Origin of the sequence: Streptomyces sp. NPDC046712, assembly GCF_040645695.1 — a bacterium.
Taxonomy (GTDB): Bacteria; Actinomycetota; Actinomycetes; order Streptomycetales; family Streptomycetaceae; genus Streptomyces.
The window spans coordinates 37,885-61,644 of the sequence record NZ_JBEYYW010000011.1 but is presented as its reverse complement, the minus strand read 5'-3'; the positions used below and the strand labels follow the sequence as shown (position 1 = coordinate 61,644).

The 23,760-nt window shown below is 70.5% G+C and carries 25 protein-coding genes; 9 read left to right on the top strand and 16 right to left on the bottom strand.

Features of this window, described 5'->3' with window-relative positions:
- Positions 1-162: 162 nt before the first annotated feature.
- The 4 genes from ABZ939_RS16660 to ABZ939_RS16645 form a co-directional block, all read right to left on the bottom strand.
- The gene (locus tag ABZ939_RS16660) at positions 163-786 is read right to left on the bottom strand and encodes a lipoprotein (protein WP_361854762.1); all 624 of its coding nucleotides are present in this window, start codon (positions 784-786) and stop codon (positions 163-165) included.
- A gap of 63 nt (positions 787-849) precedes the next feature.
- Positions 850-2,517 (bottom strand): fumarate hydratase, encoded by a 1,668-nt coding sequence (locus ABZ939_RS16655; protein WP_361854759.1) that lies wholly within the window; start codon positions 2,515-2,517, stop codon positions 850-852.
- Positions 2,518-2,672: 155 nt separating this feature from the next.
- Positions 2,673-3,257 carry a TetR/AcrR family transcriptional regulator gene (locus ABZ939_RS16650; protein ID WP_361854756.1) on the bottom strand — a complete coding sequence of 195 codons (585 nt, stop codon included), beginning with the start codon at positions 3,255-3,257 and terminating at the stop codon, positions 2,673-2,675.
- The gene (locus ABZ939_RS16645) at positions 3,254-3,616 is read right to left on the bottom strand and encodes a DUF1304 domain-containing protein (protein ID WP_361854753.1); all 363 of its coding nucleotides are present in this window, start codon (positions 3,614-3,616) and stop codon (positions 3,254-3,256) included. The genes ABZ939_RS16650 and ABZ939_RS16645 overlap by 4 nt, the downstream gene beginning before the upstream one ends.
- 92 nt (positions 3,617-3,708) lie before the next feature.
- Between ABZ939_RS16645 and ABZ939_RS16640 the strand changes: the two genes are divergently transcribed.
- Entirely contained in the window at positions 3,709-4,407 is a 699-nt protein-coding gene (locus ABZ939_RS16640) for a DUF1707 domain-containing protein (protein ID WP_361854750.1), read from the top strand.
- 149 nt (positions 4,408-4,556) lie between these two features.
- A complete protein-coding gene (locus ABZ939_RS16635) occupies positions 4,557-4,928 on the top strand; it encodes a WhiB family transcriptional regulator (RefSeq protein ID WP_361854747.1) in 372 nt (123 codons plus the stop codon).
- Positions 4,929-5,054: 126 nt separating this feature from the next.
- Here the strand turns inward: ABZ939_RS16635 and glpX are convergent, their stop codons facing one another.
- Positions 5,055-6,086 carry a class II fructose-bisphosphatase gene (glpX, locus tag ABZ939_RS16630; protein ID WP_361854744.1) on the bottom strand — a complete coding sequence of 344 codons (1,032 nt, stop codon included), beginning with the start codon at positions 6,084-6,086 and terminating at the stop codon, positions 5,055-5,057.
- A gap of 117 nt (positions 6,087-6,203) precedes the next feature.
- Here glpX and ABZ939_RS16625 point away from each other — a divergent pair, with 117 nt between their 5' ends.
- Positions 6,204-6,737 (top strand): DUF4245 domain-containing protein, encoded by a 534-nt coding sequence (locus ABZ939_RS16625; protein WP_361854741.1) that lies wholly within the window; start codon positions 6,204-6,206, stop codon positions 6,735-6,737.
- A gap of 61 nt (positions 6,738-6,798) precedes the next feature.
- On the opposite strand, the gene ABZ939_RS16620 is transcribed toward ABZ939_RS16625, so the two are convergent.
- From ABZ939_RS16620 to ABZ939_RS16605, 4 genes are all read right to left on the bottom strand, one after another.
- A complete protein-coding gene (locus ABZ939_RS16620; RefSeq protein WP_361854738.1) occupies positions 6,799-7,392 on the bottom strand; it encodes a malonic semialdehyde reductase in 594 nt (197 codons plus the stop codon).
- A 124-nt stretch (positions 7,393-7,516) separates the two neighbouring features.
- Positions 7,517-7,756, bottom strand: coding sequence for an exodeoxyribonuclease VII small subunit (locus tag ABZ939_RS16615; RefSeq protein ID WP_361854735.1), 240 nt, complete (start codon positions 7,754-7,756; stop codon positions 7,517-7,519).
- A gap of 10 nt (positions 7,757-7,766) precedes the next feature.
- Complete coding sequence (xseA, locus tag ABZ939_RS16610) at positions 7,767-8,987, bottom strand: exodeoxyribonuclease VII large subunit (protein ID WP_361854732.1); 1,221 nt, start codon at positions 8,985-8,987, stop codon at positions 7,767-7,769.
- Positions 8,988-9,149: 162 nt separating this feature from the next.
- Entirely contained in the window at positions 9,150-10,490 is a 1,341-nt protein-coding gene (locus ABZ939_RS16605; protein WP_361854729.1) for an APC family permease, read from the bottom strand.
- Positions 10,491-10,579: 89 nt separating this feature from the next.
- On the opposite strand from ABZ939_RS16605, the gene ABZ939_RS16600 reads away from it, so the two are divergent.
- Together ABZ939_RS16600 and ppgK are read left to right on the top strand one after the other, a co-directional pair.
- Positions 10,580-11,599: a 4-hydroxy-3-methylbut-2-enyl diphosphate reductase gene (locus tag ABZ939_RS16600; RefSeq protein ID WP_361854726.1), complete on the top strand. Its 1,020-nt coding sequence runs from the start codon at positions 10,580-10,582 to the stop codon at positions 11,597-11,599.
- A 30-nt stretch (positions 11,600-11,629) separates the two neighbouring features.
- Positions 11,630-12,373, top strand: coding sequence for a polyphosphate--glucose phosphotransferase (ppgK, locus tag ABZ939_RS16595; protein WP_361854723.1), 744 nt, complete (start codon positions 11,630-11,632; stop codon positions 12,371-12,373).
- Between the two features lie 200 nt (positions 12,374-12,573).
- On the opposite strand, the gene ABZ939_RS16590 is transcribed toward ppgK, so the two are convergent.
- Positions 12,574-13,041, bottom strand: a complete 468-nt coding sequence (locus ABZ939_RS16590) for a DUF6542 domain-containing protein (RefSeq protein ID WP_361855209.1) — start codon at positions 13,039-13,041, stop codon at positions 12,574-12,576.
- 339 nt (positions 13,042-13,380) lie between these two features.
- Between ABZ939_RS16590 and ychF the strand changes: the two genes are divergently transcribed.
- The gene (gene ychF / locus ABZ939_RS16585) at positions 13,381-14,469 is read left to right on the top strand and encodes a redox-regulated ATPase YchF (RefSeq protein WP_361854720.1); all 1,089 of its coding nucleotides are present in this window, start codon (positions 13,381-13,383) and stop codon (positions 14,467-14,469) included.
- A gap of 138 nt (positions 14,470-14,607) precedes the next feature.
- Here the strand turns inward: ychF and ABZ939_RS16580 are convergent, their stop codons facing one another.
- Positions 14,608-14,871, bottom strand: coding sequence for a type II toxin-antitoxin system RelE/ParE family toxin (locus tag ABZ939_RS16580; RefSeq protein WP_361854718.1), 264 nt, complete (start codon positions 14,869-14,871; stop codon positions 14,608-14,610).
- Positions 14,864-15,130 carry a type II toxin-antitoxin system Phd/YefM family antitoxin gene (locus ABZ939_RS16575; protein ID WP_361854715.1) on the bottom strand — a complete coding sequence of 89 codons (267 nt, stop codon included), beginning with the start codon at positions 15,128-15,130 and terminating at the stop codon, positions 14,864-14,866. Before ABZ939_RS16575 ends, ABZ939_RS16580 begins: the two co-directional genes overlap by 8 nt.
- A gap of 194 nt (positions 15,131-15,324) precedes the next feature.
- Between ABZ939_RS16575 and ABZ939_RS16570 the strand changes: the two genes are divergently transcribed.
- Entirely contained in the window at positions 15,325-15,795 is a 471-nt protein-coding gene (locus tag ABZ939_RS16570; RefSeq protein ID WP_361854712.1) for a DIP1984 family protein, read from the top strand.
- 264 nt (positions 15,796-16,059) lie between these two features.
- Here ABZ939_RS16570 and ABZ939_RS16565 read toward each other — a convergent pair whose 3' ends face one another.
- On the bottom strand, positions 16,060-16,488 hold the full coding sequence (locus ABZ939_RS16565; protein WP_361854709.1) for a nuclear transport factor 2 family protein: 429 nt from the start codon (positions 16,486-16,488) through the stop codon (positions 16,060-16,062).
- Positions 16,489-16,580: 92 nt separating this feature from the next.
- Positions 16,581-17,714 (bottom strand): threonine synthase, encoded by a 1,134-nt coding sequence (locus ABZ939_RS16560; RefSeq protein WP_361854706.1) that lies wholly within the window; start codon positions 17,712-17,714, stop codon positions 16,581-16,583.
- 178 nt (positions 17,715-17,892) lie between these two features.
- Between ABZ939_RS16560 and ABZ939_RS16555 the strand changes: the two genes are divergently transcribed.
- Positions 17,893-19,467, top strand: a complete 1,575-nt coding sequence (locus ABZ939_RS16555; protein ID WP_361854703.1) for a S8 family peptidase — start codon at positions 17,893-17,895, stop codon at positions 19,465-19,467.
- A 75-nt stretch (positions 19,468-19,542) separates the two neighbouring features.
- On the opposite strand, the gene ABZ939_RS16550 is transcribed toward ABZ939_RS16555, so the two are convergent.
- Positions 19,543-20,865, bottom strand: coding sequence for a translation initiation factor 2 (locus ABZ939_RS16550; RefSeq protein ID WP_361854700.1), 1,323 nt, complete (start codon positions 20,863-20,865; stop codon positions 19,543-19,545).
- Positions 20,866-21,046: 181 nt separating this feature from the next.
- On the opposite strand from ABZ939_RS16550, the gene ABZ939_RS16545 reads away from it, so the two are divergent.
- Positions 21,047-22,234: a DUF4190 domain-containing protein gene (locus tag ABZ939_RS16545; RefSeq protein ID WP_361854697.1), complete on the top strand. Its 1,188-nt coding sequence runs from the start codon at positions 21,047-21,049 to the stop codon at positions 22,232-22,234.
- Positions 22,235-22,286: 52 nt separating this feature from the next.
- On the opposite strand, the gene ABZ939_RS16540 is transcribed toward ABZ939_RS16545, so the two are convergent.
- The gene (locus ABZ939_RS16540; protein WP_361854694.1) at positions 22,287-23,624 is read right to left on the bottom strand and encodes a glycoside hydrolase family 18 protein; all 1,338 of its coding nucleotides are present in this window, start codon (positions 23,622-23,624) and stop codon (positions 22,287-22,289) included.
- Positions 23,625-23,760 lie beyond the last annotated feature (136 nt).

The following is a 23,760-nucleotide window of genomic DNA, read 5'->3' as shown; positions in this document are numbered from 1 at the left end:
CCTGTCCCTCGAGGAGGGCGGGGGCCACGGCACTTCCCGGCTCGTTCTGCTCTTCCGGCTCTTCCGGCTCTTCCGGCTCTTCCGGCTCGCCCGGCTCGTTCGGCCGACTCGAGCCGCTCGGCTCACCCGGGCCGATCGGATGGCTCGGCTCGCTCGGTGCGCTCAGTTCGCGGTGAGTGTGGTGCGGGCCAGCTCGTAGGCAGGCAGCATCGCCCGGTGCTCCTCGGAGTCGAGCCCGCCCAGGTGCACGACGACCGGGCCCTTGGGGGTGGAGACGGCGAAGGCCCGCTCCTCCTTGGACTCCTCCATGATCTCGTTGTACACCGTGTACGTGACCTCGGTGGCGGGCAGCGCGCCCGCCTTCGTCTCCTTGTAGGAGACCTTCGAGGTCTTCTTCTCCGCCTTCACGAAGGCCTCGAGGGTCGCGCGTGCATCGCCCTGCTTGCCCGTCCACACCCGCAGATACCCGAGGTGACCGGCCGGCTTGGCGTCGATCTCGCAGACCGAGAAGACCGGACCGCGCCGGGTGAGCGCGGCGAACTCCGGGTCCTCCGGGTTCTTGATCGCGTTCGGCTTCCAGTCGGCGGCGAGCTCGAAGGAGACGGGCAGGGCGCAGGCGGTCCCGGGCCCGCCAAGGGTCGCCTTGGGCGCGGCGGACGTCGCCTTCGCCTCCGGCTTGCCGGCCGGCCTGTCGGGCTTCGCCTCGGTACCCAGGCAGCCGGTCAGCAGCCCGGCCGCCGCCAACGCGGCGACGGCCGGGACCATGATCCGTATCGGATGTCTCATGCGCGCAGGGTATCCGGGGTGACCTGGCCCTTTACCGGCGCGTCCGCCCGGACAGGACGAGGATCAGCCGAGGCCCGGACCGCGGACCGGGATGTGCGTGAAGGTCGGCTCCGGGGCCGGGTTCTGGAAGAAGTCGTTCCCCTTGTCGTCCACGACGATGAACGCGGGGAAGTCCTCGACCTCGATCTTCCAGACGGCCTCCATGCCGAGCTCCTCGTACTCGACGACCTCGACCTTCTTGATGCAGTCCTGCGCGAGGCGCGCGGCCGGGCCGCCGATCGAGCCCAGGTAGAAGCCGCCGTGGCTGCCGCACGCGTCCGTGACCTGCTTCGAGCGGTTGCCCTTGGCGAGCATGACCTTGGAGCCGCCCTCCGCCTGGAACTGCTCGACGTACGAGTCCATCCGGCCGGCCGTCGTCGGGCCGAAGGAGCCGGAGGCGTAGCCCTCGGGGGTCTTGGCCGGACCGGCGTAGTAGACCGGGTGGTCCTTCAGGTACTGCGGCATCTCCTCGCCCGCGTCGAGCCGCTCCTTGATCTTGGCGTGCGCGATGTCGCGGGCCACGACCAGCGGGCCGGTCAGCGAGAGGCGGGTCTTCACCGGGTACTTCGTCAGCTCGGCGAGGATCGCGTCCATGGGCTGGTTCAGGTCGATCTTGACGACGTCGCTCTCGGTGGAGAGGTGCTCGTCGGTGGTGTCCGGCAGGAAGCGCGCCGGGTCGGTCTCCAGCTGCTCGAGGAAGACGCCCTCGGCGGTGATCTTCGCGACGGCCTGACGGTCGGCGGAGCAGGACACGGCGATCGCGACGGGCAGCGAGGCGCCGTGGCGCGGCAGCCGGACGACGCGGACGTCGTGGCAGAAGTACTTGCCGCCGAACTGCGCGCCGATGCCGATCTTCTGCGTGAGCTCGAAGACCTTCTCCTCCAGCTCCTTGTCCCGGAAGCCGTGACCGAGCTCGGAACCCTCGGCCGGCAGCTCGTCCAGGTAGTGCGCGGAGGCGTACTTCGCGGTCTTCAGCGCGAACTCGGCCGACGTGCCGCCGACGACGATCGCCAGGTGGTACGGCGGGCAGGCGGCCGTGCCGAGCGAGCGGATCTTCTCCTCCAGGAACTTCATCATGCTCGCCTCGTTGAGCACGGCCTTCGTCTCCTGGTAGAGGAAGGACTTGTTCGCGGAGCCGCCGCCCTTGGCCATGAAGAGGAACTTGTACGCGCCGCCGTCGGTCGCGTACAGCTCGATCTGCGCGGGCAGGTTCGAGCCGGTGTTCTTCTCCTCCCACATGGTCAGCGGAGCCATCTGCGAGTACCGCAGGTTGAGCTTGGTGTACGCGTCGTAGATGCCGCGCGACAGGGCTTCCTCGTCGCCGCCCTCGGTGAGCACGTTCTGGCCGCGCTTGCCCATGACGATCGCGGTGCCGGTGTCCTGGCACATCGGGAGGACGCCCGCGGCGGCGATGTTGGCGTTCTTGAGGAGGTCGAGCGCGACGAACTTGTCGTTGCTCGACGCCTCCGGGTCGTCGATGATCCGGCGCAGCTGGGCCAGGTGGGCCGGGCGCAGGTAGTGCTGGATGTCGTGGATCGCCTCGGCGGCCAGCTTGCGCAGCGCCTCCGGCTCGACCTTGAGGAACGTACGGCCGTCGGCCTCGAAGGTGGAGACACCTTCCGCGGTCACCAGGCGGTAGGGCGTGGTGTCCTCTCCCAGGGGGAGCAGATCGGAGTACGCAAACTCTGGCATGACGGCAGCCATTCCTCACTCGGCAGACAGCAGCGCCACCTCCATTGGCGGCGCGCCCTCCAGCGTAGAACGCGGGCGCGGCCCCGATCCTGTGAGGTAAGGCTCACTTGGAGGTCGTACCACGCCGTTGTGGAGCATGCGGAACGCGCGGGGCGTCAGGCCAGCGGGGTGCGGTGGAGCGCGATCAGCAGCCTCCAGGTGCGGCCGGCGATCTCCTCGGGGGAGGCGTCGATCAGGCCGTGCAGCCAGTCCGCGAGCAGCCCCGCGAACGCCGCCGCCACCGCCGACGCCACGATGCCGGGCTCGGGGGCCCCGGCCAGTTCGCGCTCGCGCTTGCTGTACGCGCGCAGCTCCCGGTGGAGCAGCTCGCCGAGCGGCCCGCCGCCCCCGGGCCGCAACAGGCTCCGGTAGAGCGGCGCGTGCGGGGCGACCTCGGCGAAGAAGGCGGGCAGGGCGGCCGGCGGGGCGTCCGGGGCGGGCGTGCCGCGCCAGGCGTGCAGGGCGTCGACCGCGTCCCGTACGACATCGGCGCAGGCGTCCACGGCGAGGGCCTGGAGGTCGGGGTAGTGCAGATAGAACGTGGCCCGGCCGATCCCGGCCCGGCGGACCAGCGCGGCGACCCCGACCTCGTCGAGGGGGCGTTCGGCGCACTCCGCCAGGAGGGCGGCGCGCAGTTTGGCGCGCGTGCGGGCCGCGCGGGGGTCCGTGGTCGCGCGGAGGTCGGTGTTCGGGCTGGTCACCCCGCCCACAGTACGGCGGCCAGGGCGAGGGCCCCGGGCAGGGCCTGCGCGAACAGGATCCGGCGGTTGGCGGTGAGCGCCCCGTACACCCCGGCGATCACGACGCAGGAGAGGAAGAAGATCTGCGCCCGGTACCCGGTGGGGTCGTCGGCGATCAGGCCCCAGACCAGACCGGCGGCGAGGAAGCCGTTGTACAGGCCCTGGTTGGCGGCGAGGGGCGCGGTGGCGCGGGCCATGTCGGCGTCGAAGCCGGAGAGTTGACGGCCGGGACGACGCTCCCAGAGGAACATCTCCAGGACGAGGATGTAGGCGTGCAGAGCGGCGACGAGGCCGACGAGGACGTTCGCGATGATGGACACCTGTCCAGCATACATGGACGGGTGTCCAGGAGTGGCGTGTCTCGGCCGCGCCCCCTAGTCGCGATCTATCGCGTTTCGCTACGCTTGACGTCGTGGACCTCGAAAAGCAGCCCCAGAAGCCGGTCGCCCCCGCCGAGCCCGCTCCTGCTCCGCCGGCTCCCGCCGCTCCGGGGGACTCCCTGCGCGCCTCGGACGCGGACCGGGACCGGATCGCGGACATCCTCCGGGACGCCCTGGCCGAGGGGCGGCTCGACGCCGAGGAGCACTCGGAGCGGATCGACGCCGTCTACCGCGCCAAGACCGTTGGCGAGCTGGAGCCGATCGTCCGCGACCTCCCCGCTGGGGCAGGTGCCCGTCGGGAGACCGAGCAGGCCTACGCGTACGGCCCCGAGGACACCTCCGGCCCGGCCGACAACCTGGTCGCCGTCTTCTCCAGCACCACGCGCAAGGGCCGCTGGCGGGTGGGCCGCAGGACCAACGCCTTCTCGCTCTTCGGCAACATCGAGATCGATCTGACCGAGGCGCTGTTCGCGCAGCGGCTGACCACCATCAACGCCACGTCGATCTTCGGCAACGTCGAGGTCCGCGTCCCGGAGAACATCACCCTGCGCGGGAACGGCACCGGGATCTTCGGCCTCTTCGAGGTCGTGACCATGGAGGCCGCCGACCCGCAGGCGCCGGTCGTCGTGATCAACGGCTACTCGGTCTTCGGCAGCGTGGAGGCGAAGCCGAAGCGTGGCAAGTGGATCACCGACCTGCAGAACCAGCTGCGCAAGCACCTCGGCCACTGACCGGATCCTGCGCCGCGGACCGGTGACCGGAATCCGCCCCTGAGGTTCCGCACTCCGGAACTCGACGGCACGCAGTGCATAGGCGCGCGCACAGCGGGTAGGGCTGCTGCATCGTCTCTCGCTCGCGAAGCCGTCGTCAGGAGTAGACCGTGCTGCAACCGCCGCATCAGCCCCTCCAGGTCGCTGCCGTGCCGCCCCAGCGCGCCCCCGCGCGGGAGGACGAGGCCGGCCCCTGGCACACGGAGGCGGTGTGCCGCCGGGACGAGGCCGGGCTGTTCTTCGCCCCCTCCAAGGAGCCGACCGCCGCCAGGCTGTCGCGTGAGGAGGCCGCCAAGCGGGTCTGTGCCCGCTGTCCCGTGATGGTCGAGTGCCGGGAGCACGCACTGCTCCAGCCGGAGCCGTACGGCGTGTGGGGCGGGCTCACCGCGGCCGAGCGCCGTGTCGTGCTCGCCCGGCGACGGCGGCGCGAGGTGGAACTCAAGAAGGCGGCCGCGGCGGACCGGATCGCCGCGGCGGGCTGACGGCTCCGGGTACCGGTTCCGGGCCTCGGGTTCGGGGCTTCGGGTTCCGGGCTCCGGCCGTACGGGAAGGGGCGCCCCCACCGCACATGGGGGCGCCCCTCTTCGTACCGCTGCTGCTTCCGGGGGTTACTTCGCCCGGTCGAAGTCGATCTTGCTGTACGCGCGCAGCTTCGACAGCCGGTGCGTGGAGTCGATCTGCCGGATCGTGCCGGACTTCGACCGCATCACCAGCGAGGACGTGGTCGCGGTCTCCGAGCGGTAGCGGACGCCGCGCAGCAGCTCGCCGTCCGTGATGCCGGTGGCGACGAAGAACACGTTCTCGCCGCTGACCAGGTCGTTCGTGGAGAGCACACGGTCCAGGTCGTGCCCCGCGTCGATCGCCTTCTGGCGCTCGGCCTCGTCCTTGGGCCACAGCTTGCCCTGGATGACACCGCCGAGGCACTTGATGGCACACGCCGAGATGATGCCCTCGGGCGTACCGCCCACGCCGAGGAGCAGGTCCACGCCGGTGCCCTCGCGGACGGCCATGATCGAGCCGGCGACGTCGCCGTCCGAGATGAACTTGATCCGGGCGCCGGTCTCGCGGATCTCCTTGACGATGCCCTCGTGGCGCGGACGGTCCAGGATCACGACCGTGACGTCCTCGGGGGACATGTTCTTGGCCTTGGCGACCCGGCGGATGTTGACCGAGACGGGCGCGTTGATGTCGACGAAGTCGGCGGCCTCGGGGCCGGTGACGAGCTTGTCCATGTAGAAGACCGCGGAGGGGTCGAACATGGTGCCGCGGTCGGCGGCGGCCAGGACGGCGATCGCGTTCGGCATGCCCTTGGCGTTCAGCGTGGTGCCGTCGATCGGGTCGACGGCGATGTCCACCTCGGCGCCGGTCCCGTCACCGACCCGCTCGCCGTTGAACAGCATGGGGGCTTCGTCCTTCTCGCCCTCGCCGATGACGACGACGCCGTTCATCGACACGGTCGAGATCAGCGTCCGCATCGCATTGACCGCGGCGCCGTCCGCGCCGATCTTGTCGCCGCGCCCGACCCAGCGGCCGGCTGCCATGGCGGCGGCCTCGGTCACCCGGACCAGCTCCAGGGCGAGGTTGCGGTCAGGGGCCTCGGGGGAGACCTCGAGCTCGGACGGCAGGGAATGCTCGGTCATCGGAGCGCACCTTTCTGTACGGCGACGGCCGGAATAAAGAGGGTGCTGCGACTCTATCGGTACGTCGACAAATTGAGCAGAGGGGCCCACGTATGAGCACAACACCATGATGCGACCATGGGGGGCGTGGCAGGTATGCGAGGCAGGCAGACGGTACGCGGGATGTTCCAGTCCCTCGGGGTGATCATGGTCGCCGCGGGCGTGATGTATCTCTTCATCCCGCACGACGAGGACGCGAACCCGGTCCAGGCGAAGGACTACCGGGTCGAGCTCCTGACGGCACAGCGGGCGGCGCCGTACCCGGTGCTGGCCCCCGAGGGGCTCGGCGAGGGCTGGAAGGCGACCGTGGTCTCGTACAAGCGCGAGCAGAACGACGCCTGGCAGCTGGGCTTCCTCGACCCGGACACCCAGTACGTGGCGATCCACCAGTCGACGGCGGAGCCGAAGAAGTTCGTCCCCGACGTCACCCAGGAGGCCAAGGACTCCGGGAAGACCCAGACGGTCGCCGGTCAGGTCTGGCAGCGCTGGGAAGGGCCGAAGTACGACGCCCTCGTCCGCACGGACGGCGGTGCCACGACCGTGGTGACCGGGACGGCCTCGTTCGAGCGGCTGGCCGAGATGGCGGGCGCTCTGCAGTCGAAGAAGGCGTAGCGAAACGCGAAGAACCCCCGGACTCGTGGAGTCCGGGGGTTCTTCGCGTGTGCGGTGGGGCTCAGACGGTGGTGACGACCTCGTCGTAGGCCAGGCGCGGGGAGCGCGGGAACGGGGAGGCGTCCTCACCCGGCCGGCCGATGTTGACGACCATCAGCGGGGTGTGGTCGTCGTCCAGGAACTCCTTCTGGAGGCCCGCGAAGTCCAGACCGGTCATCGGACCGGCGGCCAGGCCGGCGGCGCGGACGCCGACGATGAAGTAGGCGGCCTGGAGGGCGGCGTTCAGCAGGGCGGAGCCCTCGCGGACCGGGCGCTCGGCGAAGAACATGTCCTTGGCCTGCGGGAAGTGCGGCAGCAGGGTCGGGAGCTCCTCGTGGAACTCGTTGTCCGCGGAGAGGATCGCGACCAGCGGGGCGGCGGCGGTCTTCGCCTGGTTGCCCTCGGCCATGTGCTTGACCAGGCGCTCGCGGGCCTCGGGGGAGCGGACCAGGGTCACGCGCAGCGGGGTCTGGTTGAAGGCGGTGGGCCCGAACTTGACCAGGTCGTAGATCGCCTGGACCTGCTCGTCGGTCACCGGCTCGTCGGTGAAGGTGTTGGCGGTGCGGGCCTCACGGAAGAGGAGGTCCTGGGCGGCGGGGTCAAGAGCGAGGGACATGCGCGTACCTTCCGGACTGCAAGGGGGGTCAAGCGATGCCCTCACCGTACGACGGTGATTGGTTAACTTTCAACTAATCTATGCGGATAGTGATCCGCTTCACATCGCCGGGGTTCCGGAGCCGCTACTCGGCGCCTTCGGTCGCGTCGCCCTCGTCGCCCTCGCGCGCGGACATCGCGGCGTCGAGCCGCGCCCGCGCGCCTTCCAGCCAACGCCGACAGACCTTCGCCAATTCCTCGCCACGCTCCCAGAGCGCCAGCGACTCCTCCAGGGTCGTCCCGCCCGTCTCGAGGCGCCGAACGACCTCGATCAGCTCGTCGCGCGCCTGCTCGTACCCGAGCGCCTCTTCCGTGGTGGCTGCCATGGGAACCACCCTATGCGCCGGGTCCGACAACGCGCCGCACCGCGAACTCGCCCGCAGCGACCCGGGCCCGCAGCTCCTCGTCCACCGCGACCTCCTCCGGGGAGCGCACGACCGATCCGTCCGCCCGCTGGAGCACGGCGTACCCACGCTCCATCGTCGCGGCCGGCGACAGCGCACGGACCCGCGCCCGCGTGTGCGACAGCTCCGAGTCGGCCCGGTCGAGCAGATGCCCGAGCGTCCGCCGGCTGCGCCCGAGCAGCGCGTCGAGCTCGTCCTCGCGCTGCTCGACCATCCGCTGCGGATGCTCCATCACCGGCCGTGCCAGCGCGTGCGCGAGCCCGCGCTCCTCCCGGTCGAGCAGCCCCTGCACGGTCCGCAGCGCCCGGTCCCGCAGGCCCTGCACCCGGTCCAGCTCCTCGCCGACGTCCGGCACGACCTTCTTGGCGGCGTCGGTCGGCGTGGAGGCGCGCAGGTCGGCGACGAGGTCGAGCAGCGGCGAGTCCGGTTCGTGGCCGATCGCGGAGACCACCGGCGTACGGCAGTCGGCGACCGCGCGGATCAGCTGCTCGTCCGAGAACGGCAGCAGGTCCTCCACACTGCCGCCGCCCCGCGCCACGATGATCACGTCGACCCCCTCGTGCGCGTCCAGCTCCTTCACGGCCTGGACGACCTGGGGCACCGCCTTCACACCCTGCACGGCGACGTTGCGCACCTCGAAGCGGACGGCGGGCCAGCGCCGCCGCGCGTTCTCCAGGACGTCCCGCTCGGCGGCCGAGGCACGGCCGACGACGAGGCCGACGAGCTGGGGGAGGAACGGCAGGGGCTTCTTGCGGTCGAGCGCGAAGAGACCCTCGGCGCCCAGGCTCCGCTTCAGCTGTTCCAGACGGGCCAGCAGCTCCCCGATGCCGACCGGCTTGATCTCCACCGCCCGCAGCGACAGCTGCCCTCGCGGCGCGTACCACTCGGGCTTGGCGTGCACGACGACCCGGGCGCCCTCGGAGACGACGTCGGCGACGGCGTCGAAGACCTGGCGGAAGCATGTGACGCCGATCGAGATGTCGTACGAGGGATCCCGCAGCGTCAGAAAGACGACCCCGGCCCCCGGTCGCCGCGACAACTGCGTGATCTGCCCCTCGACCCACACGGCCCCGAGCCGGTCGATCCAGCCCCCGATCAGCCGGGAGACCTCTCCCACGGGCAGCGGCGCTTCGGCGGACGTATTGAGACCCATGCGCCGAGCGTAGTGGCCACCTAGGACATGCGTGGTGGGCATCCGCCCCCCAGACTTCGTCCGCGGGGACCCAGGCGGAACGGGTGGGCACAACCCACCGGGGCGTCGCCCTCTCTAGGTGCGTTCAGCCCAAGCGCCTCGCGTGCCGGGTCCGCCGCCCGCTCAAGGGCGGGCCGCTCCCTGAAGCGCGAGCACCACAAGACCCACCCCCAGCCAGACCACCCCCACCACCTGCGCCGACACCGACGCCTCCGCGATCACCGCCACCAGGATCGCCGCCCCCACCACCGGCATCACCACATGGCGCAGCCAGTGCGGCGGCCCCTCCATCCGGCGCACCGCGAACCACCCCACCACGCTCGCGTGCAGCAGCACGAAAGCCGTCAGCGCCCCGATGTCGACCACCGACACCAGGTGGTCGAGACCCTCGTCCTGCTGGGCCGCCCACACCGCCGCCACCATCGTCACCGCCGCCGCGAGGAGCAGCGCCAGCCGCGGCACGCCCGAGTCCGTACGGGCCAGCAGATGCGGCAGCCGCCGGTCCCGGGCCATCGCGAAGAGCAGCCGGCCCGCCGCCGCCTGCCCCGCGAGCGCGGCGAACGCCGCGCCGATCGCCTTCGACACCGCCACCAGGTCGTGCAGCCAGGTCCCCACGGACGCGTCCACCGCGTCGTAGAAGGCCGAACCCTGCTTCGCCGGGTCCGCAGCAAGCTCGGCCGAGGAGAGCGGTTCGAGCAGCGCCACCAGATACGTCTGGGCCACGAACAGCCCGCCCGCGAGCGTCAGACAGAACAGCACCGCCCGCGCCACCTTCTCCGACCCTCCGGTGACCTCCTCCGCGAACGAGGCGATCGCGTCGAAGCCGAGGTACGAGAGCACGGCCACCGACACCGCGCCCAGCACGGCCGCCGTCGAGAACGTCCCGTCCCCCGTCAACGGAGACCACCAGTCGCGCCGCGCCCCGTCCTGCACGAGGACGACCACCGCCGACACCACGAAGACCAGCAGCACCACGATCTCCATCGCGAGCACGGCGAAGCCGACCCGCGCCGCCGCCCGTACCCCCCACAGATTGAGGAGCGTCGTGACGACCACCGCGATCGCGGTCCACACCCACCGGTCCACCTCCGGAACCAGCGCCTCCATCGCGATCCCCGAGAAGAGGTACGCCACGGCCGGGATCAGCATGTAGTCGAGCATCGCCATCCACCCGGCGACGAACCCCGGCCCCTCGCCCAGGCCCTTGCGGGCGTACGTGAAGACCGAGCCGGCCAGCGGGGCGACCCGCACCATCTGGGCGTAGCTGAAAGCGGTGAACGCCATCGCGACGGTGGCGACGATGTAGACCAGCGCCACCGCACCGTGCGACTTCGCGTCGAGGGTGCCGAAGATCCCGACGGGGGCCATGGGGGCGATGAAGAGCAGCCCGTAGACGACAAGGTCGCGGAACCCGAGAGTCCGTCGCAGTCCGGTGTGCGGTGCCACCCGTGCTTCCTCGGCCATGCGCCCAGTCTCGGCCACGATGTCGATCACCCGCCGGAGCGACGCGGCCGCAGCGGGCCGTGCCACCACCCGGCCTTACGATGGGACGCATGACTGCTACGCCCGCGTCGACGCCCGAGACCGCGACCACGACGAACCGCCCGAAGCGTGTCCTGCTCGCCGCTCCCCGCGGCTACTGCGCGGGCGTGGACCGTGCCGTGATCGCCGTGGAGAAGGCACTGGAGCAGTACGGCGCGCCGATCTACGTACGCCACGAGATCGTGCACAACAAGTACGTCGTCCAGACCCTGGAGCGGAAGGGCGCCATCTTCGTCGACCAGGCGACCGAGGTGCCGCCGGGCAACATCGTGATGTTCTCCGCGCACGGCGTGGCCCCGACCGTGCACGAGGAGGCACGCGAGGGCCGCCTCAAGACCATCGACGCGACCTGCCCCCTCGTCACGAAGGTGCACAAGGAGGCCGTCCGGTTCGCCAAGGAGGACTTCGACATCCTCCTGATCGGCCACGAGGGCCACGAGGAGGTCATCGGCACCTCCGGCGAGGCCCCCGACCACATCCAGCTCGTCGACGGCCCCGACGACGTGGCCAAGGTCGAGGTCCGCGACCCGTCGAGGGTCGTCTGGCTCTCCCAGACCACGCTCTCGGTCGACGAGACGATGGAGACGGTGGACGCGCTGAAGGAGAAGTTCCCGCAGCTGATCTCCCCGCCGTCCGACGACATCTGCTACGCCACGCAGAACCGGCAGCTGGCCATCAAGGAGCTCGCCGGCCAGGCCGAGCTGGTGATCGTCGTCGGCTCGAAGAACTCCTCGAACTCGATCCGCATGGTCGAGGTCGCCAAGCAGGCCGGCGTCCCGGCCGCGTACCTGGTGGACTTCGCCAGCGAGATCGACGAGGCATGGCTTGAGGGCGTCACCTCGGTCGGCCTGTCGTCCGGCGCCTCGGTCCCGGACGTCCTCGTCCAGGAGGTCCTGGCCTGGCTCTCCGAGCGTGGCTACGTGGACGTGGAGATCGTCAAGACGGCCGACGAGTCGCTCACGTTCTCGCTCCCCAAGGAGCTCCGGAACAAGGACCTGCGCGCCGAGGCCGCCAAGCTCGCCAAGGAGTAACTGCCGGCATCAGCCCGTAACGTTGAGTCCATGAACGTCTTCGGAGTGGACATCGGCGGCTCGGGCATCAAGGGCGCTCCCGTCGACCTGGAGCGCGGAGAGCTGGCCGAGCCCCGCCACAAGGTACTGACCCCGCAGCCCGCCACACCCGACGGTGTGGCGGGCTGCGTCGCGGAGGTCGTGGAGAACTTCGGCTGGTCGGGCCCGATCGGCGTGACCTTCCCCGGTGTCGTCACCGGCTCCACGATCCGTACGGCCGCGAACGTCGACAAGGCCTGGATCGACGTCGACGCCGGCAGACTGCTGGGCGAACGCCTGGGCGGGCGCCAGGTGACGATCCTGAACGACGCGGACGCGGCCGGCGTCGCCGAGATGACCTTCGGCGCGGGCCGGGGCCGCAAGGGCACGGTGATCCTGCTGACGCTCGGTACGGGCATCGGCTCGGCGCTCTTCCTGGACGGCCGGCTCGTGCCGAACACGGAGCTGGGCCACCTGGAGCTGAAGGGCCACGACGCGGAGAAGCGGGCCTCGACGAAGGCCAAGGAGGACGAGGGCCTCAGCTGGGAGCACTGGGCGACGCGGCGCCTGCAGAAGTACCTGGCCCATGTGGAGATGCTCTTCTCGCCGGAGCTGTTCATCATCGGCGGGGGAGTGAGCCGGAAGGCCGACAAGTTCCTGCCGTTGATCGAGGGCATCAGGGCGGAGATCGTCCCGGCGGAGCTGCAGAACAACGCGGGGATCGTGGGCGCGGCGATGGCGGCACGGGCACGCTGAGCCGGGGGGCTGCGGGGGCTGCGGGGGCTGCGGGGGGCACGGGGCCGCAGGGGGCACGGGGGCCGCGGGGTTACGGGGGCTGGCGGTCGGCGCTACGGGGCGGGCGGCCGGGGCTTCGGGGCGGGTTCCGCGGGGCTTCGGGCGGGTGCCTGGGTTACGGGGCGAGGAGCTCGGGGGTTACGAGACAGGGCGGCCGGGAGTTACGGGGCGGGGCGCCGGGCTCCCTGCGGGGCGCGCGGGGCCCTGGCCGGGGCGGTGGCGATGGCGCGCTGGCGGCGCCCCATGTCCCGTACCTTCCGGACGCTGGTGATCAGACCGGCGACGAGAGTGCCGCCGTAGAGCCACCCGGCGTGCACGGCGAGGGCGGTGACGACGGCCATCGCCTGCCCGCCGAAGCCCCCGGTGCCGCCCGAGATCGGCACCACTCCGACCGCGAAGGCGATCGGCACGCTGATCGGGGCGGTGACGAGGTCGGCGGTGCGCACCCAGAGCGCGGTCAGCGCGCTGACCGGCAGGAACAGCAGACCGAAGGCGATCGGCGAGCCGTCGAGGATCAGCTGGTCGAGGAAGCCGAGCACCAGCATCACGGCGGAGGCGAAGAGCCCGGCGCCGAGACCGGTCAGCCTCGGGTTGGGCAGCCGCCGCAGTGCGAGGACGACGGGCGGCACGGGCCGTTGTACGGGTACGGCCCGCTCGACCCGGCCGCTGCCGGGGCGACCCGGACGGGCGGCGACCCGGTAGACGGCGGCGCCCTCCACGAGCGCTCCGGGCGGCGTGAGGGGCGTTTGCGGCCGTCGGCGGCCTTGAGGCTGACTTGTCCTTTGCTGCTCCACTACACCAACGTAGGTCGGGAAGGCCCGGGGGAGCGGCCCAGGACACGCCCTTTGGGTGACGTTGCCGTCGAGAACGGCCGAAGGTCGGCGTCGCAGGCCGGTTCGGACCCCCCGTAAACTGGTGGATCGGCCCACCCACCGCACCCCCCATCCGTACTCCAGGAAGTCGCCACCGTGTCGCTCACGATCGGAATCGTCGGTCTGCCGAATGTCGGCAAGTCGACCCTGTTCAACGCCCTGACCAAGAACGACGTCCTGGCGGCCAACTACCCGTTCGCCACGATCGAGCCGAACGTCGGCGTCGTCGGTGTCCCCGACGCCCGTCTGACGAAGCTGGCGGAGATCTTCGCCTCGCAGCGGATCCTGCCGGCGACGGTCGACTTCGTGGACATCGCGGGTATCGTCCGCGGCGCGAGCGAGGGCGAGGGCCTGGGCAACAAGTTCCTGGCGAACATCCGTGAGTCGGACGCGATCTGCCAGGTCATCCGCGCCTTCAAGGACGAGAACGTCGTGCACGTCGACGGCAAGGTCTCGCCGAAGGACGACATCGAGACGATCAACACCGAGCTGATCCTCGCCGACCTGCAGACGATCGAGAAGGTCCTGCCGCGGCTGGCGAAGGAAGCCCGCATCAAGAAGGACGTGGCCCCCAAGGTCGCGGCGGTCGAGGCGGCCAAGGAGATCCTGGAGCGGGGCGACACGCTCTTCTCCCAGGGCATCCTCCAGGGCTCGGACAAGGCCGAGCTCCTGCACGACCTGCACCTGCTGACCACGAAGCCGTTCCTCTACGTCTTCAACGTCGACGAGGACGAGCTGACCGACGACTCCTTCAAGGACGAGCAGCGCGCGCTGGTCGCCCCGGCGGAGGCGATCTTCCTCAACGCCAAGCTGGAGCAGGACCTCGCCGAGCTGGACGAGGAGGACGCCATGGAGCTCCTCCAGTCCGTCGGCGCGGAGGAGCCGGGCCTCGCGACCCTGGCCCGCGTCGGCTTCGACACCCTGGGCCTCCAGACGTACCTGACGGCCGGCCCGAAGGAATCCCGCGCCTGGACGATCAAGAAGGGCGCGACGGCCCCAGAGGCGGCCGGTGTGATCCACACCGACTTCCAGAAGGGCTTCATCAAGGCCGAGGTCATCTCCTTCGCCGACCTCGTGGAAACGGGCTCGGTCGCCGACGCCCGCGCGGCGGGCAAGGCCCGCATGGAGGGCAAGGAGTACGTGATGCAGGACGGCGACGTGGTGGAGTTCCGCTTCAACGTCTGATCGACACCCAGAGGCGCCCTGACCTGCGAGAATGCGGGCCAGGGCGCCTTGCTGTCCGCAGCAGTCCGCAGAACTCGGGCCTCGCTTCCCCGCCGCCGCGGCGCGGAGTGCCCGATCCGCGGCCCGGCACCGAGCAGGTCACGTCCCGTAGACGGTGGATCGGTGTCCGACGTGGACGACCCATACCACCAGTTCCCCGTTGTCGATCGTGTAGATGACGCGGTAATCGCCCACCCGGAGGCGGCGACGATCGGGCTGGGACACGAGAGCCGTGGTGCTGAAGCCGAAGGGGTCGCTCTCCAGCTCGGTCAGTTTGGCGAGGATGCGGAGCGCCATGTCGCGGGGGATCTTGCGTAGCTCCGCTTGAGCCTCGGGTCGGAAGACGGTGCGGTACTCACTCACCGCGCGCCAGCGTTTCCTTCATGACGTCCTCGATCGGGACGCCGGCCGAGCGGTTCGCCATGCGCTCGTCGATGATCCGGTTGATCTCGCGCTCCTCCCACTCCTGGTACTTGCGCAGCACCTCGATCGACACCACGGCGGCCACTTGCTTGCCGCGCCGCGTGATGACGGTGGGCACGTCGTCCCGGTCGGCCCGCTCGACGACCTCGGCCAGGTGGGCACGTACATCGCGGATGGACTCTATGGGCATCTGACTCATGCGCCCAAGCGTACCGAGTGTCGCATGTGTACACAAGGTGAACGGTCGAGAGTGCGGCGCGTGGTCGCAAGGGCTGAATGGACTCGCACGGCGTACGTCGCGGCCATCAACGTGCCCGATGAGCGCCCCATCGGCGAGCGACGAGAGGGGCACAGGCATACTTCACCCACTGATCGTGAGGGAGGTGCGGAGCCTTGAAGCTTGCCGAGGGGCTGGCGCTGCGGGCGGACGCGGTGCGCAGGGTGGAACAGTTGCGCACGCGAGTGGTCGGGAACGCCCGGTATCAGGAGGGTGAAGCGCCGGCGGAGGACGCGGCGGCCCTGCTGGGGGAGGCGGGGGAGGTGCTCGATGAGCTCGAGTCGCTGATCCGGCGGATCAATCGGACCAACGCTCAGGCGGTCGTCGACGGGGGCGGGACCCTCACGGACGCGCTCGCGCGGAGGGACGTGCTGCGGTTGCGGCATGCCGTGATCACCTCGGCGGCCGACGCCGCTGCCGGTCGTGATCAGCAGGGCAGGGTCCGGCAACTGCGGTCCGAGCTCAAGATGCTCTCGGCGCTGCCGGTCGCGGAGCTGCGTGCCCGGGCGGATGTCCTCGCCCGGGAGATCCGTGAGATCGACGTACTGATCCAGCGGTCGAACTGGGAGGTCGATCTGCTGGACTGAAACGGGGCTCGATGTGGAGCAGGTAGTCGTCACGGAGGCGTGCACAAGCCGCGGGCCGGCGGTTCATCCGGTCCCTCCTGGTGCGTGGAGAGCAGCGCAGGGGTTCGATTCCCCGAATCACACCGCAGCTCAGCACGGCGCACAGGTGATGGTGCACAGCGCACAGTTCACCACCGTGTGCAGATCCGTGACGGTGAGGGCGGGATCGGGGTATCTCCACATCACCACGTCATCGGCACGCCGGCGGGTCCGCAGACGGTTCCTTCAGGCCTCCGGCAGCAGGCCGAGCTGGTCCAGGAACTGCATCTGGTCGAAGTACAGCCGGTAGCTCACGATCCGGCCGTCCTTGACGGTCGCGAGGTCGATCCCCTGGATGCTGACCTCCTTGCCCGTCGGCGGCAGCGTCTCCCCGGTGGGGAGCAGGATCGGGCCCGTGTTCTTGCCGCTGAAGGAGCCCTCGTCGATGGCCGTGTCGCCGATCTCGTACCTGTTCAGGGGGGTGTACGTGGCCTCCGGGATGGACTCGGTCATCGCGCGCCACTGCTCGATGATGGCCTCGCGTCCCCGTACCTCGCCCACGTCCGGGAAGTACGCCACCGCGTCCTCCGCGTACAGGTCCGCTGCGACACTGAGGTCCGGATTCGTGGTCAGCGCCTCGGTGAGACGGTCCATGACCGTGCGTGCCTCTCCCATGATCCACCTCCGTGGTCCGGGATCAATTTCTCCTGTCCGGTTCGCCTCATTTTCTCACCGAGGGGCCATGAGCGAGAGATCGGAGACCCTCCTCATCCTCGACGTTCGCCGAGGCCCCTCTTCGCGCCCGCCCCGCACAGCGGTACGACTGTCAGCCCCGGGCGCGGGGCCGTCGCGCGTACGGCGGCCCAGCAGGCCACCCCCGTCGACTCGACGAAGAGTCCCCGGCGCGCCAGATCCACCTGGGCCGCGTGGATCTGATCCTCCGTCACCGTGAGGAACGTCCCGCCCGTCCCGCGGACCGCGCGCAGGATCTGGCGGGCGCGTGGCGGGTTCGGGATCGCGATGCCCTCCGCGAGGGTCGGGCGTACGGGCGCCGGTTCCGTCAGCTCTTCCGCGCCGGCGTGGAACGCCGCGGCCAGCGGGGACACCGCCTCGGCCTGTACGGCGACCAGGGCGGGGCGCGTGTCGACGAGCCCGTGGCCGTACAGCTCCTCGACGGCCAGCGCGGTGCCCAGGAGGAGGGTGCCGTTGCCGACCGGGACCACGAGCGTGTCCGGGAGCCGGCCGCCGAGGTCCTCCCAGAGCTCGTACACGTACGTCTTGGTGCCGTGCAGGAAGTGCGGGTTGTGCACGTGCGAGGCGTAGAACGTGCCGGGCTCGTCGGCGGCCTCGCGCGCCGCCCGCGCCGTGGCCTCGCGGTCGCCGGGGACGACGGTCAGCCGTGCGCCGTGCGCACGGATCTGTTCCAGCTTCTTGGGGGAGGTGCCGTCCGGTACGTAGACCACGCAGTCGAGGCCGGCGCGCGCGCAGTACGCGGCGATCGCCGTACCCGCGTTGCCGCTGCTGTCGGCGAGGACGCGGCGCAGGCCGCCGCCCTGCGCGAGCCTGCGGGCGAGCTCGGCGAGCATGACCGCGCCCCGGTCCTTGAAGGACAACGTCGGCATGAGGAAGTCGAGTTTGGCCGAAACCGTGTGGGTGAGCGGGACCAGGGGCGTGCGGCCCTCGCCGAGGGTCACATGCGGGATCTCGGTGGCCAGCGGCAGCGCCTCCTCGTAACGCCACAATGAATTCACACGTGACGCAAGGGACTTGAGTGACACGGGTGCGCTGGTGAATTCCAGATCCCACGGACCTCGGCACTGCGGACAACACCAGGTGAGCGCGTCGGCGGGGGCGTGGACCCGGCATCGGGGGCAGACGTAGGCGGTCATGGTCGTCAGCATGGCAGCGGTGTGGCGCACGTGTTACGGGGCGCTCGGAGGCCTTGTGTGATTCCTATGGATCCGTCAATCTTTCGCTCGGCAGCCGGACATTCGAAACGGCGTGGACACTTCACGTCGTTTTGACATGTCCCTGCCGTTCCCCCACAGCAACGCACCACCAATGAGGAGGATCCCTCACATGTCAGTGATGCGTGACTCGCGGCGCAGACTCGTCGCCGCCAGCGCCATGGCCGTCGCGGCCCTCGCTCTCGGCACCGTCTCCGCCCTCCCGGCCACCGCGGCCGAGGCCGCCCCGGAGGGTGTCATCCAGAACGCCGGAGCCCCCGGGACGATCGCGGGCAGCTACATCGTCACCCTGAAGGAGTCCGCGCCCGCGGAGACCTCCAAGGGCCGGGCGGTCGCGGCCAAGCACGGCGCGACGATCAAGAAGACGTACACCTCCGCGCTCAACGGCTACAACGTCGAGCTCTCGGAGGCGCAGGCGAAGAAGCTCGCGGCCGACCCCGCGGTCGCGTCCGTCGTGCAGAACCGCGTCTTCACGGTCAGCGGCACGCAGCCCTCCCCGCCGTCCTGGGGCCTGGACCGGATCGACCAGAAGGCCCTCCCGCTGAACCAGAGCTACAGCTACCCGGACAGCGCGGGCCAGGGCGTGACGGCGTACATCATCGACACGGGTGTCCGCATCAGCCACAGCGACTTCGGCGGCCGCGCGTTCAACGGCTACGACGCCATCGACAACGACAACGTCGCCCAGGACGGCCACGGCCACGGCACGCATGTCGCGGGCACCGTCGCCGGCTCCTCGTACGGTGTGGCCAAGAAGGCCAAGATCGTCGGTGTCCGCGTGCTCAACAACCAGGGCTCCGGAACGACCGCGCAGGTCGTCGCCGGCATCGACTGGGTCACGCGGAACGCCGTGAAGCCGGCCGTCGCCAACATGAGCCTCGGCGGTGGCATCGACTCGGCCCTCGACACGGCGGTGCGTAACTCGATCGCCTCGGGCGTGACCTACGCGGTCGCCGCGGGCAACGACAACTCCAACGCCTCCAACTACTCGCCCGCGCGGGTCTCCGAGGCCATCACGGTCGGCTCCACGACCAGCAGCGACGCCCGCTCCAGCTTCTCCAACTACGGCAGCGTGCTGGACATCTTCGCCCCGGGCTCCTCCATCACCTCGGCCTGGAACAGCAGCGACAGCGCCACCAACACGATCTCCGGTACGTCGATGGCGACCCCGCACGTCGCGGGCGCGGCCGCGGTCTACCTCGCCGACAACCCGACGTCCACCCCGGCGCAGGTGTCGACGGCGCTGACCAACGCCGCCACGACGGGCGTCGTGACCAGCCCCGGCACCGGCTCGCCGAACAAGCTGCTGTTCGTCGGTGGCGGCGGCACCACCCCGCCGCCCGGCCCGAAGTTCGAGAACACCGCGGACTACGCCATCGCCGACCACTCCACGGTCGAGTCCCCGGTCACCGTCAGCGGCGTCTCGGGCAACGCGCCCTCCGCGCTGCAGGTGCCCGTGAACATCGTTCACACGTACATCGGTGACCTTCAGGTCCAGCTGATCGCCCCCGACGGCACGGCGTACACGCTGAAGGGCTACGGCACCGGCGGCAGCGCCGACAACATCAACACCACGTACACGGTCAACGCCTCCTCCGAGGTCGCGAACGGCACGTGGAAGCTGCGGGTCAGCGACAACGCGAGCATCGACACCGGGAAGATCGACTCCTGGGCGCTCCAGTTCTGAGGTACGGAGTCCCTGCGGTTCCGAGTGAGTGACGCGTGAGTGAGGGGCGGTCGCCGACGGGCGACCGCCCCTTCGTCATGCCTCGGCGAGGAGCCGGTACATCGTCTCCACAGGGAGGGCCGGGTTGGCGGCCGCGGCCTTGGACAACTCCTCGTCTTCAAGGAGTTGATGAAGGCGTCTCCGCGGCAACGTGGGATTCCGGGCGGCAGCCGCCCGGATGCGCGGATCCGCGTCGCGCGTGAGCGCGACGGCGACAGCGGGGTCCAACGCCGGATCGTGCGTGGCCAGCAGCCGTACGGCGGGGTCCGCTGCTGACCCGAAGCGGACGCCGAGCCCGGTGGTCGGGAATTGGGGCAGACCGAGCAGCCGATTGCGGTTCCGCCCCTCGTACTCCAGATAGCAGCGGAGGAGCAGCTGAGGCGCCGCCTTCGGGTGGTACTGCGCGAGGAGGACCCGGACCCCCAGATCGTCGTCGCCGGCGAGGAGTGCGACGAGTTCGTCGGGCAGCTCCGGGTTGTGCGCGACGCGGCGGCGCAGGAGGGGATGCGCCGACCGGGCGTGGGAGAGCGGTGCCCGGTACGGATCCTCGCCCAGCTCGACGAGGTCGAGCGGCTCGACGACGTAGTCGATGGCCGCGCGCTCGTCCTCGGTGAGCTCGGGGCGTACGGAGACGGCGGTACGGACGGCGGGATCCGGGTCACGCGCGAGCAGCTCCACCAGGTCGCGCGGGAGGTCCGCGCGCCGGGCGACCGCCAGGCGGGCCGTGGGGTCGCCGACCCGCGCGACGTGCGCGACGACGTCCGGCGGGGTGCTGTAGTTGTGCGCGAGGCACCAGAGGTCGTCGTCCTCGCGCGAGAGCAGCAGTTCGTCCACGACGGCCCGGGAGAGGCGGCAGTTGACGAGGATGTGGCTGTGCGCGTGTGAACGAGTCCCGGGCAGCGCCCGCAGGCGCCGTTCCATCTCCTCCGCGTCGTCCTCCACCGGCTCTCTCTCGGCGGAGGCGCGGAGCAAGCGTCCCGGCACCTGGCGGGAGAAGGACAGCTCTTGGAGAGCCTCGGCCTCATAGGTCGCGTACATCCGGTCGATCACCCCGTCCGGCAGATGCCGGGGCCATGCCTCCCGCCGGGGACCGCGCGCCAGCCCCAACCGTACGAACCAGTCCTCGTCGTCGACCACGCGCCCTCGCAGCTCTCCGGACACCTGGGCGTTCCGCGCGAGCCCGCCACGCACGCGTGGCAGCGGGTGCGCGACGATCGCGTCCACCACTTCCTCGGGGATCTCCCGCCGCTGCGCGCACAGCGCCGAATGCACCGGCCCGTCGCCCGAGTCGAGGAGCCGGAGGAGGATGTCCACGGGAGCGGCCGGGTTGAGAGCGAGGCCCTCCAGAGCCGCGCTCACGCCTCGTCCCCGTCGAAGCCGAGGTCGAGGCGCCGGTCGACGGCTCGTACCGTCTCCGCCCGGATCGCCGTGGATGTCGCCCGCATACCGCCCCCGCCCCCGGACCACGTACGATGCGCGCGCCCGTTCGCATGTTCGTACCAGCCGTCGTAGCGCCCGCCCCAACAGGAGCACCGTACCCGTGGAGCCCTCCCAGCCGCCCCAGGATCCTCAGCAGCCCCGGCAGGGGTGGCCCGCCCCGGAACCGTCGAACCCGATGGGGCCGCAGGCCGGATCGCCGTACAACCCCGGCCCCTACGGCCCGTACGCGCCCTACGGCCCCGGCGCGGGCCTCGGCCCCGGCCCGTACGGCGCCGCCCCGCAGCCCACCACCAACGGCATGGCCATCGCCTCCCTGGTCTCCGGCATCGTCTGCTGTCTCCCGCCCCTCGGCCTGATCTTCGGACTGATCGCCCTTCCGCAGATCAAGAAGAAGAACCAGACCGGCAAGGGACTCGCCGTCGCCGGCATCGTCCTGTCCTCGATCAGCTGCCTGCTGATGGTGCTCGGGCTCGTCACCGGCGGCTTCGGCGAGATGTGGAAGGGCTTCAAGGAGGGCATGGACGAGGCGGCGAAGTCCAAGTCCGCGTTCTCCCTGCGCAAGGGCGAGTGCTTCGAGGTCGACGGCAAGCTGGAGGCGTACACCACGGACGTCGAGATCGTCGACTGCGCGAAGCCGCACGACGGCGAGGTCGTCGGCGGCTTCAAGGTCACCGGCTTCGACAAGTGGCCGGGCGAGGACCCGATCGACAAGCTCGCCGAGGAGCGCTGCGCCGAGATCAGCAGCGCGTACGCGATGGACAGCTGGGCGATCCCCGAGCACGTCTGGGACTACTACTACATCCCGAGCCGGCAGAGCTGGCGCACCGGCGACCGCTCCGTGACCTGCACGCTCGCCGTCGAGGACGGCGAGCCGCTCAAGGGCTCCCTGCGCGCCGACGAGTCCACCCTGGACCCCCACCAGCTGACCTACCTGCAGAACCTCAACCGCGTCGAGAACGCCGTCTTCGAGGAGCCGGACGAGGACGCGGACGAGGACTTCGCGGCCAACAAGGCGTGGGCCGCTCGGGTCCACACCTCGATCGTGGAGGCGGGCAAGGGGCTCAGGGGCCACCACTGGTCCGGTACGTCGGCGCAGCCGGTCGCGGAGCTGGGCAAGGATCTCGACGCGGCGGCGAAGCAGTGGGACAAGCTGGCCAGGTCCGCGGACGCGGACGCCTACTGGGAGATGTACGACGTGGCCTTCGAGGCCCTGCCCGCGGACCTCGGCGCGGACGCCCGGGCGGCCCTGGGGCTGGCCCGCGACGCGGAGGACAGCGAGTCCGCCTGACCTCCGGACCGCGGGGCCGGGGCTCCTTGGGGGAGTCCCGGCCCCGCCGTGGCTACCGGCGGCCGAGAACGCCGTCGACAGCCGTGATCAGCTCGCCGTCGGCGGTGTCGCCGTCCAGCGACCAGAACATCGCGCCGCCGAGCCCCCTGGCCCGTACGTACGCCGACTTGGTGCGCAGCACCTGCGGGTCGTCGTACGTCCACAGGGTCGTCCCGTCGAACAGCCAGGCGTGGCCGTTCCTCCGGTCGCGGTGGAGCGTGTACGCCCCCGAGTCCGCGAGCTTCCTGAGCGCCTTGTAGTCCTCGTAGCCGTTCGCCCAGGTCGCCGGGGCGGGGCCGGTCGCCGGCCGGCCGAGGCCGTTGCCCCCGCCCGTGACGCCCGTCCAGCCCTGACCGTAGAACGGCATCCCCACCACGAGCTTGCGGGCGGGCGCGCCCCGCCGCAGCCAGTCGTTCACGGTCTGGTCGACGCTGAAGTCGTTCTTCGCGAAGAGCGCGGACTGCTGGGCGGTGGTCGACTCCCAGGAGCCGTGGAAGTCGTACCCCTGGAGATTGACGAAGTCCAGGTCGCGCATGATCTTTCGGACCTCGAAGCCCGCGTCGATCTTGGCGGGGGCGGTGGGGACGAAGGCGGTCAGCTCGTAGTGCTTGGGCCGGCCCTCGCCGCTGCGCTGCCGGGACTTCGCGTAGGCGTCGAGCTGGGTGCGGAACTCCCTTACGAGCGCGGTGAAGTTCTGCTTGTCCTCCGGGCGGAAGACGGTGTCGACGTCGCCGGCCGACGCGGGCCACTCCCAGTCGAGGTCGATGCCGTCGAAGAGACCCGCGGCGGCTCCCGCGCCGCCACGGGCGCCGTCGGTGGGCAGGTTGCCCTTGATGTACAGGTCGATGCAGGAGGAGACGAACGCCTTGCGCGAGGCGGGGGTGCGGGCCGCGTCGGAGAAGTGGGTGGACCAGCTCCAACCCCCCAGCGAAATCATGACTTTGAGGTCGGGATGCTTGGCCTTGAGCTCGCGCAGCTGGTTGAAGTTGCCGGCGAGCGGCTGGTCGGCGGTGTCGGCGACGCCGTCCACCGAGCCCGCCGCGTCGATCGGGCGGACGTAGTCGGCCCAGGCGTCGGCCTCGCCGGGGATGTTGCCGGTGAAGCACTTGCCCTCGGGACTCACGTTGCCGAAGGCGTAGTTGATGTGGCTGAGCTTGGCCGCGGTGCCGCTGGTCTCCAGGTCCTTGACCTGGAAGTTCCGTCCGTAGACGCCCCATTGGGTGAAGTAGCCGACGCGCTTGTACTCGGTCTTCGCGGGGCCGGGGTGGGCGCCGGCGGAGGGCGCGAGGGTGGCCATGAGGCCGAGGGAGACGGCGGCGATCGTCAGCCGGGAAAGGGTTCTTGGACGCATGAGGCTCGTTTCCTGTGCGGGTGCCGGAAGGGAGCTGTGCTCACAGGAAAGTATTGGTCTGGACCATTGAGGTCAAGGCATCGTCCTCAATCGGCCGCCTATACCTGCGGTAAACGCAGGCGTAAAGGCAAATCAT